This is a genomic window from Paenibacillus sp. NPDC058898 (assembly GCF_049316025.1).
Classification (GTDB): Bacteria; Bacillota; Bacilli; order Paenibacillales; family Paenibacillaceae; genus Paenibacillus_AQ.
The window spans coordinates 68,037-82,977 of the sequence record NZ_JBMOSM010000013.1 but is presented as its reverse complement, the minus strand read 5'-3'; the positions used below and the strand labels follow the sequence as shown (position 1 = coordinate 82,977).

Annotated in this window: 12 protein-coding genes; 9 read left to right on the top strand and 3 right to left on the bottom strand. The window is 51.9% G+C overall.

Annotation, left to right across the window (positions count from 1 at the left end):
* The first annotated feature begins 72 nt into the window (after positions 1–72).
* Both ACOZB4_RS27050 and ACOZB4_RS27045 read left to right on the top strand, forming a co-directional pair.
* The gene (locus ACOZB4_RS27050; RefSeq protein ID WP_076323078.1) at positions 73–954 is read left to right on the top strand and encodes a carbohydrate ABC transporter permease; all 882 of its coding nucleotides are present in this window, start codon (positions 73–75) and stop codon (positions 952–954) included.
* Between the two features lie 13 nt (positions 955–967).
* Positions 968–1,852, top strand: coding sequence for a carbohydrate ABC transporter permease (locus tag ACOZB4_RS27045; RefSeq protein WP_076323079.1), 885 nt, complete (start codon positions 968–970; stop codon positions 1,850–1,852).
* Between the two features lie 209 nt (positions 1,853–2,061).
* On the opposite strand, the gene ACOZB4_RS27040 is transcribed toward ACOZB4_RS27045, so the two are convergent.
* The 3 genes from ACOZB4_RS27040 to ACOZB4_RS27030 are packed head-to-tail and all read right to left on the bottom strand — an operon-like array spanning position 2,062 to position 4,392.
* Entirely contained in the window at positions 2,062–3,447 is a 1,386-nt protein-coding gene (locus tag ACOZB4_RS27040) for a nucleoside recognition domain-containing protein (protein ID WP_076323080.1), read from the bottom strand.
* Positions 3,398–4,144 (bottom strand): FeoB small GTPase domain-containing protein, encoded by a 747-nt coding sequence (locus ACOZB4_RS27035; RefSeq protein WP_379411251.1) that lies wholly within the window; start codon positions 4,142–4,144, stop codon positions 3,398–3,400. Before ACOZB4_RS27035 ends, ACOZB4_RS27040 begins: the two co-directional genes overlap by 50 nt.
* Entirely contained in the window at positions 4,141–4,392 is a 252-nt protein-coding gene (locus ACOZB4_RS27030; protein ID WP_379411248.1) for a FeoA family protein, read from the bottom strand. Before ACOZB4_RS27030 ends, ACOZB4_RS27035 begins: the two co-directional genes overlap by 4 nt.
* Before the next feature lie 235 nt (positions 4,393–4,627).
* Here ACOZB4_RS27030 and ACOZB4_RS27025 point away from each other — a divergent pair, with 235 nt between their 5' ends.
* The 7 genes from ACOZB4_RS27025 (at position 4,628) to ACOZB4_RS26995 (ending at position 14,940) form a co-directional block, all read left to right on the top strand.
* Positions 4,628–5,695, top strand: a complete 1,068-nt coding sequence (locus ACOZB4_RS27025) for a flavin-containing monooxygenase (protein ID WP_379411556.1) — start codon at positions 4,628–4,630, stop codon at positions 5,693–5,695.
* Positions 5,676–5,981 carry an ArsR/SmtB family transcription factor gene (locus ACOZB4_RS27020; protein WP_379411245.1) on the top strand — a complete coding sequence of 102 codons (306 nt, stop codon included), beginning with the start codon at positions 5,676–5,678 and terminating at the stop codon, positions 5,979–5,981. Before ACOZB4_RS27025 ends, ACOZB4_RS27020 begins: the two co-directional genes overlap by 20 nt.
* Positions 5,982–6,350: 369 nt before the next feature.
* Positions 6,351–8,075 carry a proline--tRNA ligase gene (locus ACOZB4_RS27015; RefSeq protein WP_379411241.1) on the top strand — a complete coding sequence of 575 codons (1,725 nt, stop codon included), beginning with the start codon at positions 6,351–6,353 and terminating at the stop codon, positions 8,073–8,075.
* 611 nt (positions 8,076–8,686) lie between these two features.
* A complete protein-coding gene (locus ACOZB4_RS27010) occupies positions 8,687–9,709 on the top strand; it encodes an MBL fold metallo-hydrolase (RefSeq protein ID WP_379411238.1) in 1,023 nt (340 codons plus the stop codon).
* A gap of 445 nt (positions 9,710–10,154) precedes the next feature.
* Positions 10,155–11,339, top strand: coding sequence for a glucose-1-phosphate adenylyltransferase (locus ACOZB4_RS27005; RefSeq protein ID WP_379411235.1), 1,185 nt, complete (start codon positions 10,155–10,157; stop codon positions 11,337–11,339).
* Between the two features lie 14 nt (positions 11,340–11,353).
* Positions 11,354–12,457 (top strand): glucose-1-phosphate adenylyltransferase subunit GlgD, encoded by a 1,104-nt coding sequence (glgD, locus tag ACOZB4_RS27000; protein WP_379411232.1) that lies wholly within the window; start codon positions 11,354–11,356, stop codon positions 12,455–12,457.
* A gap of 38 nt (positions 12,458–12,495) precedes the next feature.
* The gene (locus ACOZB4_RS26995; protein ID WP_379411229.1) at positions 12,496–14,940 is read left to right on the top strand and encodes a glycogen/starch/alpha-glucan phosphorylase; all 2,445 of its coding nucleotides are present in this window, start codon (positions 12,496–12,498) and stop codon (positions 14,938–14,940) included.
* Position 14,941: the final 1 nt, after the last annotated feature.

Here is a 14,941-nt window from a genome sequence, read left to right as displayed (position 1 = left end):
ACCCTGGTTTATCCGGCAGTGATGCCGGATAAATCTTTCCTCTAGACCATATGGAGAAAGGAGTCGGACACTTTGGATAAAGTGATGTCCAACAAAAAAATCATCGCGCTGTACGTGCTGCCTGCACTGCTTGTGATTATGGCCGTCGTTTATATTCCAATTCTATTGACCGCCTATTACGGACTGAACGAATGGAACGGCATTGGTGCAATGACCTTTATCGGACTCGATAATTACCAGGCGCTGCTCTCGGACGGCAAGTTCTGGGATAGTGCATGGCACTCCCTGCTATTAGCCGTATTCTCGGCTGCAAGCCTTATGATCTATCTGGCCGTGGCGATGGTGCTGGCCTCCAAGATCAAAGGCGCCAACCTGTTCCGCAAAATCTATCTCATACCCATGCTGCTGTCTTCCGTTGCGATCGCGCAGCTGTGGCTCCGCATTTACCACCCGACGAACGGGATTGTGAACAGCTTCCTGGAGTCCATCGGGATCACGAACCCGCCGGCATGGCTTGCTGAGTCGTCGCTTGTCTTGTTTGCTTTGTTTATTCCGATTCTGTGGCAGTATGCCGGTTTTTATATTTTGATCTATTATGCAGCTCTGAAGAACATCCCGGCATCGCTGGTTGAAGCTGCCAAGATCGACGGGGCCACCTCCATGCAAATTGCGTTCCGGATCAAACTTCCACTCATCATGGAAGTGATTAAGGTTACGATCGTGCTGGCGGTGGTAGGTTCCTTGAAATATTTTGACCTCATCTTTGTCATGACGGACGGGGGGCCTAACGGCGCGAGCGAAGTGATGGCTTCCTATATGTATCATACGGCTTTCCGCGCTTATGATTTCGGTTACGGCAGCGCGATCGGGTTCTTCCTGCTGGTGATCTGTCTGATCGTAACGTGGGTCATCCGGAAATTAACGGCATCAAAAGAAACGATCCAATATTCATAAGGAGGGAAACTTCATGATATCCGGAGCCACAGGACAACTCCAAGACGGGCGCGCTCGGTCCGGAAACGGAGTGGGAGGTAAGCTGGGTTACACGCTGCTGTATATCGTGCTGATCGGAGTAGCCGTATTTCAGCTGTTTCCGCTCGTATGGCTGCTGCTGTTCTCATTAAAAAACAATCAGGAAGTATTCGATCTTCCTCCGCTGTCCCTTCCGATGAATCCGCGCTGGGAGAATTACGAGAAAGTATGGAGTGCCGGCAACATCAGCGTTTATTTTCTGAATAGCGTCTGGATTACCGTCGTAGCAACAGCACTAACGGTCATATTAGGGAGTCTTGTCACCTTCGCGATTACGAGAATGAAGTGGAAGGGCAGTTCCTTTGTCCTCGGTTTGTTCATGGTTGCCATGATGATACCGGTTCATTCTACCTTGATCCCGCTGTTCAGCATGTTCAACAAGGTTGGCTTGACCGATCATCCGGTTTCTTTGATATTGTCGTACGTGGCTTTCAATATGCCGATTACGATTATGATTCTGCTCGGGTTTTATTACACACTGCCAAAGGAAGTGGAAGAAGCAGCGGTCATGGACGGCTGCTCGGTTCACCGGGTCTTCTTCCGGATTGTGCTTCCGATGACGGGCTCGGTGCTGGCGACAACAGCCATTATTAACATGATCTACAACTGGAACGAGTTTATTTTCGTGAATACGTTTATCAGCTCGGATATGTTCAAGACGCTCACCGTTGGCGTGCAAAACTTTATCGGACAATATACAACCGATTGGGGTGCTATTGGCGCAACCTTGATGATCAGCATTTTGCCAATTCTGCTGATGTTCCTTTTCCTCAGTGATCGTATCGTGGAAGGCATCGCTGCAGGGTCGGTGAAAGGTTAAGTTTCATAGAACTCATCCATTTCCGGATAAAAAAATATCGAGCCGCTTCAAGAGACTTCTTGGGGTGGCTCGTTTGCTTTATATATGTTTCTATTTGCAGCATGGCTATCAGAAGAAGAGGCATCCCAAGGTTGGATCAACCTTTTGGGATGCCTCATAGAATATACGATTTTGCTTTGTTTGATGCAGATTCCATCCCTATCGTTACGTTAAACCCATCCCAATGCCCGGGCCACTTGAGTAACCAGGAAGGTAACGCCGATTGCGATAGCCGTCGGGATGGCAAAGGACAAGAACGTCCACTTCGCGCTTTTGGTTTCCTTCCAGATGTTGACGAGCGTGGTTCCGCAAGGATAGTGGAGCAGCGAGAACAGCATCATGTTTAGCGCGGTCAGCCAGGTCCAGCCTTGATCCAGGAAGATTTGCTTAAGGGCAAACATATCGGTAACCTCGGTCAGGGAGCCCGTAGCCAAATATCCCATCAGCAGGATTGGCAGCACGATTTCATTTGCGGGCAGTCCGATGATGAAGGCCATCAGAATGAAGCCGTCGAGTCCGAGCGCGCGCGCAAACGGATCAAGGAATTCAACGAAATGAACCAGAATGCTGGAATCGCCAATATAGATGTTGGCAAGTACCCAGGTAAGCACGCCTGCAGGCGCCGCTACGATAATGGCTCTGCGCAGGACATAGATGGTTTTATCCAGGGTTGACCGGAGAATCGTATTCAGAATCTTCGGTTTACGGTATGGCGGCAGCTCCAAGGTGTAGTGGGAAGGAATGCCTTTCAAGGCGGTTTTAGATAATCCCCATGATACCGCGAGCGTGACAACGACACCGATCAGCACCATGCCCATAACAACGGAAGCCGTCACGAGCGTCTGGGCTCCTCCCGAAAAACCTGCAGCCATGAACAAGGAGGCCAGCAGGATCAGGGTTGGCCAGCGGCCGTTGCAGGGCACGAAGTTGTTGGTCAGAATGGCGAGCATTCGCTCCCGCGGCGACTCGATAATCCGGGTCGACATAATGGCCGCCGCATTGCAGCCGAATCCCATCGCCATGGTAAGGGACTGCTTGCCGTGCGCCCCCGTTTTTTTGAACAGGCGGTCCAGGTTAAAGGCTACCCGAGGCAAATAGCCATAGTTCTCAAGCAGCGCAAAGGCCGGAAAGAAGATGGCCATGGGAGGCAGCATGACACTGACGACCCAGGAGGTACCCCGGAACAATCCGAGTATCAGCACACCATAGAGCCAATCGGGAGCATGGAGGGCCTGAAAGGCCATCGTCAGGTATCCTTCGATCCAGCCAAAGAAACTTGCCAGCATGGAGGAAGGCACGTTAGCGCCTGCGATCGTTAAGTAAAAAATAACGCCGAGCATGGCCAGCATGATCGGAAATCCCCACAGCTTGGAGGTGAAGATGCGGTCCAGACGCTCGGAACGGTACAGAAGCTCCCGGTTGGTCACGGTGACGGCTTCACTGCACAGCTCGCGGGATTTTTTGAATAACTCACCCACGATATCTTCCCGAACATCCTCTACCTGCTCAGCAGGAATGATGGCTGTTAGAGCTTCCAAGCGCTTTAGCTGTTCCAAGTGAAATCCCCCCTTTATCCGAAGCCTTTAATCGGTCTTTCAGCGTCGCGATCAGCTTCCGGTCTCCATCGAGAAAGCGGATGGCCAGCCATCTGGCTGGATATTCATCGCCGAAAATGTCTCGTAATTCAGACTCCAGGCCGGAAATTTGCGATTCCAACTGTTCGTTATATTTCATCCGGTACGGCGTAGTCGGAGTCTGCCCTGTGCACATCAGAAGCAGCTGCTCGGACAGGGTATCCAGCCCATCGTTATTTCTGGCTGATATCGGAATGACGGGAACACCGAGCTGATTCGTTAGCTTGCGTGCGTTAATCTTAATTCCTTTTTTCTTCGCTTCATCCATCAGATTCAGGCAGACGATGACCCGGTCGGTCATTTCCAACACTTGAAGCGCAAGGTTAAGACTTCTTTCCAGTGCCGTAGAATCCAGAACCAGCAGGGTAACGTCCGGTTTCTCAAAAATAATATAATCGCGCGCCACTTCTTCATCGGCCGAGTTGGAGAACAAGGAGTACGTCCCGGGCAGATCGATAAATTGGAAGCGGGTGTCTTTGTAATCGTAATTGCCGCTTGCGAGACTGACCGTTTTGCCGGACCAGTTGCCGGTGTGCTGCTTTAGGCCGGTGAGGGCATTAAAAAGCGTGCTTTTGCCCGTGTTCGGGTTGCCAGCCAGTGCGACAGTAAAAGTTCTCATGATGACATCACCTTACCCCAGATTAACTGACTTTCTTCTTTTCTTAATGCAATGACGGTACCTGCTACTCTATATGAGGTGGGGTCACCGAGCGGGCTGGCTTTCAGCACTTCGATAACGGAACCCGGAACGAATCCGAGGTCCAGAAGCCGCCGTTTATGCTCCCCGCGGATATCCACCTGTTCAATCAGAAACCGCTCGCCGAGCGCTGCCTGATGCAAATGCTGCCTATTCTTTGTCTTATCCATAAAGTTTAACCTCTCCCTACTAAATTGGGCCGAGCATATAATGTTTCCTCGAAGCAACTTTATGCCTATAGTATGACTGAATGCGTGAGTTGTCAACTGAATTCATCAGATATTTATTCGAGTTTCATGCGGCGTCTGACGATGCAATCACCATTTTATGCTTGAAGGGAGAACAAGATACATATAATATGTATATATGAGCAATTATTCATATAATTGGAGTGATACCTATATGATGTGGGATGTAATCGTTATCGGCGCGGGGCAGGCAGGATTGGCAACCGGCTATTGGTTGCGGCAGGCAGGGATGAAGTTTCTGTTGTTGGATCGGGGATCGGAGGCAGGCGATGCATGGAAGACGAGATATGATTCGCTGAAGTTGTTTACACCGAGAACTCACAGTGCATTGCATGGAATGAGGATAGATGGGGATCCGGACGGGTTCCCGGACAAAGATGAAATGGCTTCCTATCTGAAATCCTATGCAGAACGGTTTAAGCTGCCCATCCAATTTGAGACGGATGTGAAGTGTGTCCATAAGGAAGAAGACAGGTTTATAATCGAAACCCATGAGGGAGAATATCATGCGAAGTCGCTGATTATCGCTACCGGGCCGTTCCGGCAGCCTCGCATTCCGGCGTTTGCAGCATCGGTTCCAGCGGATATTGTCCAGCTGCATTCATCCGATTACAGGCGACCTTCCCAGCTTCAAGAGGGCGGCGTTCTTGTCGTTGGCGGCGGGAACAGCGGGGCGCAGATTGCGGTCGAACTGTCTGGCGGTCGGGAAACGTATTTGGCTCTTGGACAGCAGCCGCGGTATTTACCCATGACCGTTGGGGGCAAGGGGATGTTCTGGTGGTTGGACAAACTCGGCATTTTATCAGCCAGCGGTTCCTCCTGGGTGGGACGTAAGCTGAAGCGTCGGGGAGACCCGATTTTTGGATATGAATTGAAACAAGCGGTCAAGTGCGGTAAAGTGGTGTTGAAAAAGAGAGCCGTTGATGCCGGCGCTTCCGGCATGCGATTCGAGGATGGAACGGAGCTTAAGGTCCGGAATATCATCTGGGCAACCGGCTTTGTTTCCAGCTATGATTGGCTTCATGTGGATCAAGCGCTGGATCATAAGAAGGCTGTTATTCATACACGCGGTATCAGTCCGGTGAAGGGGCTCTATTATGTAGGTTTGCCTTGGCAGACGCATCGGGGCTCCGCACTCTTGGCTGGAGTTTCACGGGATGCCCGCGAAATCGTTCAAGCCATTATGGAGAAGAGGGGATTAGTTTATGGAAAAAGAGCACCATGAGCTGCTGCATGAAGACGAGGCCATGGAAGCGTCACGACTGCTGAAGGCCATTTCGGATCCGACGCGGATTCGCATTCTTCATTTGCTCTCGCAAGAAGAATGCCCGGTCGGCCATATTGCCGAGGTGCTTGGCATGAGTCAGTCGGCGGTATCCCACCAGCTTGGCTATCTGCGCAGTTTAAGACTGGTCAAATTCCGCAGGGACGGGAATACATATTTTTATACGTATGAAGATGAGCATGTCATCGGGATCTTGCGGCAAGTGCTGGATCATATCGCTCATTAAGTATGCCTGTCCTTTTCATGCTTGACATTCTGAACGTCCGGCTGTAATGTATTGGAAAATGAATTTCCCGTGAATAACGATCATCAAGGACATGAGGATGCATGATTCGGCGAGACAGAAAAGAAGCCCCCGGCTGAAAGGCTTCCACCGCTTGGCTGCGTCCTTCCTACCTTGTAGTTGCCCGCTGTCAACAAGCGGAGCCGGTTCGGCCCGTTACCGCCTTATGAAGCATCTTGCATGGAGCACCTTTTGCGCCTCACAAGATGGAATCAGGGTGGTACCACGAGCACATTCGTCCCTAGGAGCGAATGTGCTCTTTTTTGCGCTCAGGCAGGTCCATTCATGGAGATAAGAAGGAGTATGAGGAAGATGCGGCAAAGCCAATTATTGATGACAACGATGCGTGATGTGCCTTCCGAGGCGGAGGCACTGAGCCATCAATGGATGCTCCGCGGCGGCTATATCCGTCAAACGGCGGCAGGAATCTATTCGTATTTACCGCTGGGATGGCGGGTCTTGCGGAAGATTGAAGCGATTATTCGGAACGAAATGGATGCCTCCGGCGGGCAGGAGATGCTCATGCCCGCTGTTCAGCCCGCGGAGCTGTGGAAGGAATCGGGCAGGTACGATATTTACGGATCGGAACTCATCAGGCTGCATGACCGCCATGACCGGGAGTTCGTGCTTGGGCCAACCCATGAAGAAGTGATTACGTCTATCGTTCGCCAAGAGATTTCTTCCTACCGGAAGCTGCCGGTGAACCTGTACCAAATTCAGAGCAAATACCGGGATGAGCGGCGTCCGCGTTTCGGCCTGCTGCGGGGCCGTGAATTCCTGATGAAGGATGCGTATTCTTTTGACCGGGACTGGGAGGGCCTGGATGTGTCCTACCGGAACATGTATGAAACGTATGAACGAATCTTTAGGCGCTGCGGTCTGACGTTCCGGGCGGTGGAAGCTGATGCAGGTGCCATTGGTGGGCAAGGGGAAACCCATGAGTTTATGGCGCTGGCGGATATAGGCGAGGATACCGTTGTTTCGTGCAGCGATTGCAGTTATGCAGCAAATCTGGAGCGTGCGGAGTCTAAGGCTCCGGCTGAGCAGGCTGATAGGAAGTCCGCGGCCGCTGACGGTCATTCTGCCATAGAGCAGATATTGACGCCAAATGTGAAGAGTATTCAGGAATTGACTAACTTCCTCCAAGTCGGCTCGGAGCAATTGATCAAGACACTGATTTACCAAGTGGACGGAGAACGAGTCGCGGTCCTTGTCCGGGGAGACCGTGAAGCGAACGAGGCAAAAGTGAAGTCTTACCTAGAAGCAGAACTCGCAGAATTAGCGAGTGCCGAAGAGGTGATGCAGGCGACGGGAGCCCCAGTTGGGTTTGCGGGACCGGTAGGCCTTTCCCTAAAAGTATTGGTCGATTACGAAGTAGCAGCGATGGCAGAGGGGATTACCGGTGGCAGCCAAGGGGATCTCCATTTAAAGGGGGTCCGCCCAGGACGTGATTTTTCGCTGGAGTATACCGGCGACTTTCGGAATGTAATCGAAGGAGAACCTTGCCCGCGCTGCGGAGCGCCGCTCGAATTTCATCGCGGGATTGAGCTTGGACATGTGTTTAAGCTGGGTACGAAATACAGTGACGCCATGAACGGTATGTATCTGGATTCCGACGGGCGGGAGAAACCGCTGATCATGGGCTGCTACGGTATTGGCGTCTCCCGCGTCATGGCCGCCATCGCCGAGCAGCGTATCTCGGATGAGCGATTGGTCTGGCCGATGTCCGTCGCTCCGTTCAAGGTGCACATTATCCCGGTTGCGGTTAAGGATGAGGCCCAAATGAAACTGGCTGAACATATCTACAGCGAGCTGAACAAGGCTGGTCTGGAGCCGCTGTTGGATGACCGGGACGAACGGGCCGGCGTCAAGTTCAAGGATGCCGACCTTGCCGGCGCTCCGCTGCGTCTGATCGTTGGCCGCGGTGCAGCTAACGGAGAGGTCGAATGGATGGGCGAGGACGGAATCAAGATCCACCTGCCTGTCGAGGAAGCCATCCAGCGCTCACGCGAGGAGGTAGCCCGCCAACTGAAGTGAATACTACGGAACCTCTCAATATGAGTTGGGTATTCATTAAGCTGGAGATGAGTAGAAGGAATGAAATTGGAGGATCATGAAGTTGCAGAACGTGCAATTCACCGAGAGGGACTTTATGGATCGAAAAGAGAGCGCAAACGTCTTGCAAGTTCCTAAGAAAGACATACAGGATTGAAAATGAAGCGTACGCAGCTAGCTTGTAAGTCCCCAAGAGGACTTTGACCTACCATTTCGTCAATGGAGAAGGCATCCCCAAGGCTGTATGACTTTTGGGGGATGCTTTTTTGTTTATGAAGATTGCTTATTTAATGGTTAGCTTGATTATGAACGAGCACGAAGCAGCGGAGCGGACGAATCGATTCCGGAAAAGCAACAGCGATTGGAGGAACGATACGTACGTGAAGCGTCCTTTATTGGAACATACTAGCTGCTCACTTCAATCTTTAAATCCTTGCACTAACATTGCACTACTGTGATGCCTTATCTTCCCGTGAAACCGACACTTCGGTCAGGAAACAAACCATCCCAGCCTGCTATACTTATCCTGAATACAAGCTTATGATGAAAGAGTCGAATTTGAAGTCATAATGCGGATGGAGGTTGCATCTACAATGAATCAGGAAGAGAAGGGATCAAGCCCGGACATTCATTATATAGAAGAACATCAGCTCAGTCAGGTGAAGATTACATTGTCCAATCCCTTAAGATGGGTGAACAGCTATGTGCTGCGCGGAGATGACGGTATGACCGTCATCGATCCGGGGCCGCGTACGGCTGCTTCGGAGCGGGAATGGCTTGCGGCGATGGAGCAGCTCGGGTTCGGATTTAGCGACATCAACTCGATCGTGCTGACCCATCATCACCCGGACCACTATGGGCTTGCCGGGTGGTTTCAGGAGCGGTCGGGCGCCAAGGTGTGGATGTCAGAGCGGGCGCATCGGGAAGCGATGCTCATGTGGGGAACAGATTCCACGATGGACCACGAGCTCCCGGCGTTCTTCCGGCAGCATGGCATGCCGGAAACCAAGCTTTCCCTGCTGCCGGAGCATCTGAACGGCTTCTTCCCCCAAGTCACGCCGCAGCCGGACATATCGTTTATCGGCGAGGACCTGCCGTTTCGGATGGGCAACCGGATATGGGTACCGGTGCAAACGGCCGGCCATGCTCCGGGGCATCTGTCGTTCTTCCATGCGGAGAGCGGCGTTCTGTTATGCGGCGATGCCGTGCTGCCGCAAATTTCGCCCAACGTGAGCCTGCTGCCCGGCAGCGACGCCGAGCCGCTGGCGCTTTTCCTTGCAGGGCTCCGCCGCCTGCACGAACTGCATGTCCGGACGGCGTACCCCGGACACCGCCACCCGTTCACGCATTTCCGTGAACGGATCGATGCGCTCCTCCTCCATCACGAGGAGCGCCTGGTTACCATCGCCGGCATGCTGAGCGCTGCCGGACGGCTAACGGCCTTCGAGGTCTGCACCGCCCTCTTCGGCGATAAACTCGGCATCCACCAGCTGCGCTTCGCCATGTGCGAAGCGCTGGCCCATCTCGCCGAGCTGGCCCGCCGCGGGGAAGCCAAGATGATCGAAAACGAGGATCGAATGTGCTATTTTTCTGTACGGAAACAGCCGCATTCCTGATATAATCAAGACATGAATAAAACCGTCTGCTTGTACGTTGACTTCCATCATGCGTAGAAAGGGCGTTTTTTTGTTTAATAGATTTAGAAGGTTACAATGTGGAGCATCCGTTGTCTGATATTGACCAGATCGTTACCCGCATAACCGCCGCAATCCGGATGCTTGGTAAGCGGCAACCACGGCACTTTTTCTCTAGAGAAGAGAAGGCGCCTTCATACCTGAGACGGGGACGTTCCCCTGATTAGAGTCAGAGTTTCTCTCCACCCCGCATATAGTTGATATACCTTGCTGTTTAAGCAGGGCATTCCCTCAAGCTTTTTTTCTAAATCACTCATCACCATGATCCACTCCACCATATTCGTATCGAAGCTTTCCCAAGGTTCAATCCGCAATTTTCATGTTATAGGATTCGTATCTTATAAAGCCCCTTAAAGGAGAATCTGTCATGAAGAAAAAAGATGTGGTCGCCATGCTGCTCGCAGGAGGTCAAGGCAAACGGCTGAAAGGTCTGACGAAGACGCTGGCCAAGCCGGCTGTTTATTTTGGGGGTACATACCGGATTATTGATTTTCCGCTGAGCAACTGCTCCCATTCGGGAATCGACACGGTCGGGGTGTTAACCCAGTATGAACCACTGGTTCTGCATTCTTACATTGGCGTAGGAAGCGATTGGGATATGGACCGGTTGAATGGGGGCGTATTCGTGCTCCCGCCTCATGAACGCGAGGACGGGACGACCTGGTACCGCGGGACGGCGGATGCGATTTATCGGAACCTCAAGTTTATTGACCAGTACGATCCCGACCACGTTTTGATTTTGTCGGGAGATCACATCTATAAGATGGATTACGACCGGATGCTGACTTATCACAAGGAGAAGGATGCCGATTGCACCATCTCCGTCATTGAGGTGAGCCTGGATGAAGCGAAGCGGTTCGGCATGGTGAATACGGATGAGAACTACCGGATTTTCGAGTTCGAGGAGAAGCCTGCGCACCCGAGGAGTACGACGGCATCCATGGGCGTTTATCTGTTTCGCTGGAAGCTGCTGCGATCCTATTTACTGCAGAATGCGGAGCTTCCGGATACAAGCCATGATTTTGGCAAAGACATTCTGCCGAGCATGCTGGAGGACGGAAAAACGCTGTACGCTTATCCGTTTGAAGGGTACTGGAAGGACGTCGGCACCATCGAGAGCCTATGGGAAGCTAACATGGATCTGCTCTGCGAGCAGCCCAAGCTGGACTTGAACGATCCGCTGTGGCGCATTTATACCCGGAACCCGAATCAGCCCGCAGAGTATATTTCTCCAACCGGCGTCGTCCGGAACAGCATGATTAACGAGGGCTGCACCGTATGCGGCGAGGTCGAACATTCGGTCCTCTTTTATGGGGTGGAGGTGGGGGAAGGCAGCGTCATTACCGATTCCGTCATCATGCCCAAGGTGCGCATTGGCAGCCATGTACGAATACACCGGGCGATTGTGACCGAGGACATGGTTATTCAAGATTATGCCGTCATCGGCCCGCCTGAGGAAGATCCATCCCGGATCGTGCTTGTAAGCGATCAAGATGAAGACGTCCTGAAGCTGCTTCAATCGTCGTCTTCGTCCCATAATAATCAAGGTTAGGACGGGATTCGCAGATGAGAGAACTCATGGGTATCATTAATTTGGAGCATGAACGGGATGTGCTGAGTGAATTGACGTATTACCGGTGCGGGGCTGCTGTGCCATTCGCGGGAAGGTATCGCCTGATCGACTTTGTAATGTCCAATATGATGCATGCGGGCATTGAGGATATTGCGCTGTTCGTTCGCAGGAAATACCGATCCCTGATGGATCATCTGGGTGAAGGCAGGCCGTGGGATATGCATCGCAAACGGGGCGGCCTATTCATACTTCCGCCGGATTGGAATGATGAAGCGGATGTGTCCGCCGGCGAGCTGCGGCATATTTATAACAATCTCGATTTTTTTGAGCGGGGAGCTGCGAAGCATATCGTGCACTCCGGCAGCCAGCATATCAGTACGGTCGATTTGAACGAGGTGTACGAATACCATTTGGAGCAGGGCGCCGACGTGACGCTTGTTTATACAAGGGTAAATACGCCGAGGGAAGAGCATCGTTCCTGCACCCGGCTCGATGTCGATGAGGACGGCATGGTCACGGATATTCATTACGATCACAAGCAAGATGCGGTATACATGGAGATGTTCGTGATGGAGAAATCGCGGTTTCTTGAGATGGCCGATCATTGCATCGCACATGGGGGCAATCACTTCTTCCGGGACGCGATTATGCATAACCGACACAAGCTGAACATTGCGGGATATGAATACCTTGGGTATCACGCGGTGATCAACTCGCTCGAAAGCTATTACCGAACCAGCATGAATCTGTTGAATCCGAAGGCATACAACAGCTTGTTCCGCAAGCAGGCGGTCCACACCAAGATCAAGTATGAGGTTCCCGCCAAATATTTGAATTCTGCCGATGTGAGCAACGCGCTGGTCGCCAACGGTTGCCAGATCGACGGGGAAGTGAAGAACAGCATCCTGTTCCGCGGGGTGCAGGTAAAGCGAGGCGCAAGCATCCATAACTCCATCATCATGCAAAAATGCGTCATTGGCGAGAACGTGAGGCTGGAGAACGTCATACTCGATAAAGATGTGATGATCTCGCGGGATCATAAGCTTCAAGGCGATTTTCGCAAACCTTTTGTCATTGCCAAGGACATCTCGATTTAATCGCAAAATAATACGAATCCGTCAGGAGGAACTTTCTTTTGTTTAACAACAAGGAAACATTCAAGCAGGTCTTTACGGAGCAGTTGGTGAGTCGGTTGGGGAAGGGACTTGAGGAAGCGACGGCTGAGGATGTATACAAAATACTCGGCGGCATGATCCGGGAGTATGTCGGACGGGAATGGGCGGCTGCCAATCGGATATACCGGGATACCGGGCAGAAGCAGGTGTATTATTTCTCGCTCGAATTTTTGATCGGGCGGCTGCTGGGAAACAATCTGCTGAACCTGGGCGTGCTGGATATGGTCCGCAGCGGCCTTTTGGACCTGGGATGGAATTTGGAAGAGATTGAGGAGCAGGAACCGGACGCAGGCCTCGGCAATGGGGGGCTCGGACGCCTTGCGGCATGTTTTCTCGATTCGTTGGCGTCGCTAAGCTATGCAGGCCATGGATGCGGCATCCGATATAAGTACGGATTGTTTGAGCAGAAGATTATTGACGGCCATCAAGTCGAGCTGCCGGACAATTGGCTCCAGCGGGGCAACGTCTGGGAAGAGCGGCGGGCTGACAAGGCGGTGGAAGTCCAATTCTGGGGCCGCGTGGAAGTGGATGTGCAGGAGGGGCGAACCGTATTTCACACGGTGGATTATGAGCGTGTTCAGGCTGTACCGTACGACGTTCCGGTGATCGGTTATGGCGAGGGGCAGGTAAATACGCTGCGGCTGTGGAGCGCCGAGTCCGCTTCGGATATATCCAGAATCCGTTCGGCCCATCATCATAACAGCTATTATAAATTTTTGGAATATAACCGTTCGGTCGAATCGATATCGGAGTTTTTGTACCCGGATGATTCGGCATACGAAGGCAAGCTCCTTCGGCTGAAACAGCAGTACTTCCTCTGTTCCGCAGGCGTTCAAAGCATTCTTAGAACGTTCGACAAGCTGGGACGGACCTATCATGAACTTCCCGAGCATGTTGCCATTCATATCAATGATACCCACCCGACGCTGGTGATTCCGGAGCTGATGCGGATTCTGATCGATGACAAGGGCTTCGGTTGGGATGAGGCCTGGGACATCGCGAGCCGGACCGTATCCTACACGAACCACACCTTGCTTAGCGAAGCGTTGGAAAAATGGCCTGCCGGCATGGTTCGTGAGCTGCTGCCGCGCATTTACATGATGATTGAAGAGATCAATAAACGCTTCTGCGGCATGCTGCTGGAACGCTATCCAGGGGACCATGAGCGCATATCGCAGCTCGCCATCATCGAAAGCGACCAGATCCGCATGGCCAATCTGGCGATTGTGGGTAGCTATCATGTGAACGGCGTAGCTGCGCTGCACACGGAACTGCTGAAGACCCAGGTGATGAAGCCTCATTATGAGCTGTATCCGGAGCGATTCAGTAATAAAACCAACGGGATTACCCACCGGCGCTGGCTGATGCACAGCAACCCCGGCCTGAGTCAATTGGTCTGCGACGGTATCGGCACTTCATGGATCACGGATCCTCATCAATTGATCCAGCTCAAGTCACTTAAGACCGACACCGCCTTTCAGCAGGGGATTCAGCGGATCAAACGGAGTAATAAAGAACGGCTTGCCGAATATATCGCGAATAAGCAAGGGATCGTGATCAATCCCGATTCCATATTCGATGTCCATGTGAAGCGGCTGCACGGTTATAAGCGGCAATTGTTGAATATTTTACGAGTGATGCACGTGTATAATGAGATTAAGGATCAGCCAAGCGCGGAGCGCGTTCCCCGTACCGTCATTTTTGGAGCGAAGGCAGCGCCGGGTTACTATCTGGCCAAAAGCATCATCAAACTCATTAATGTCGTTGCCGAAGTCGTCAATAAGGATCCGCAGGTCAATGACAAACTCCAGGTGCTGTTTCTGGAAAATTATTCGGTGTCTCTGGCGGAGAAGATTATTCCCGCAGCCGATGTGAGCGAGCAGATTTCCACGGCTGGCAAGGAGGCATCCGGCACGGGAAACATGAAGTTCATGATGAACGGTGCGTTGACCATCGGCACGCTGGATGGGGCTAACGTGGAGATGTTTGAGCTGCTCGGCAATGAGAATATGTTCCTGTTCGGTTTGAAGCTGGAGGAAGTGCTCGAGTATTACAGGACGGGAGCTTATGTATCCAGGGAACGGTATGAGCAGGATCCGAGAATCGCCCGCGTGCTGAATCAGTTGATATCCTCAGGACCGTTTTGCTGTCATGAGTTGGAGTTTGGTCAGATTCTTCAGTCCCTGCTGGATCATAACGATGAGTTTTTTGTATTAGCGGACTTTGCCAGTTATGTGGCAACCCAGTCGAATATCGATGATGCTTATTTGAATAGTGGATCCTGGACCGAGAAGTCAATTGTAAATATCGCACACTCGGGACATTTCTCCAGTGATAACACGATTCACCGTTATGCATCCGACATCTGGAATGTTTCTCCTGTTAAAGTCGGTGTGAATAGATAAT

Bases quoted from the DNA above. Each gene is read 5' to 3' on its own strand.
- glgD (WP_379411232.1), top strand. From the start codon at position 11,354: ATGAGAGAACTCATGGGTATCATTAATTTGGAGCATGAACGGGATGTG.
- ACOZB4_RS27030 (WP_379411248.1), bottom strand. From the start codon at position 4,392: ATGGATAAGACAAAGAATAGGCAGCATTTGCATCAGGCAGCGCTCGGC.
- ACOZB4_RS27035 (WP_379411251.1), bottom strand. From the start codon at position 4,144: ATGAGAACTTTTACTGTCGCACTGGCTGGCAACCCGAACACGGGCAAA.
- ACOZB4_RS27025 (WP_379411556.1), top strand. From the start codon at position 4,628: ATGTGGGATGTAATCGTTATCGGCGCGGGGCAGGCAGGATTGGCAACC.
- ACOZB4_RS27045 (WP_076323079.1), top strand. From the start codon at position 968: ATGATATCCGGAGCCACAGGACAACTCCAAGACGGGCGCGCTCGGTCC.
- ACOZB4_RS27010 (WP_379411238.1), top strand. From the start codon at position 8,687: ATGAATCAGGAAGAGAAGGGATCAAGCCCGGACATTCATTATATAGAA.
- ACOZB4_RS27020 (WP_379411245.1), top strand. From the start codon at position 5,676: ATGGAAAAAGAGCACCATGAGCTGCTGCATGAAGACGAGGCCATGGAA.
- ACOZB4_RS27005 (WP_379411235.1), top strand. From the start codon at position 10,155: ATGAAGAAAAAAGATGTGGTCGCCATGCTGCTCGCAGGAGGTCAAGGC.
- ACOZB4_RS27015 (WP_379411241.1), top strand. From the start codon at position 6,351: ATGCGGCAAAGCCAATTATTGATGACAACGATGCGTGATGTGCCTTCC.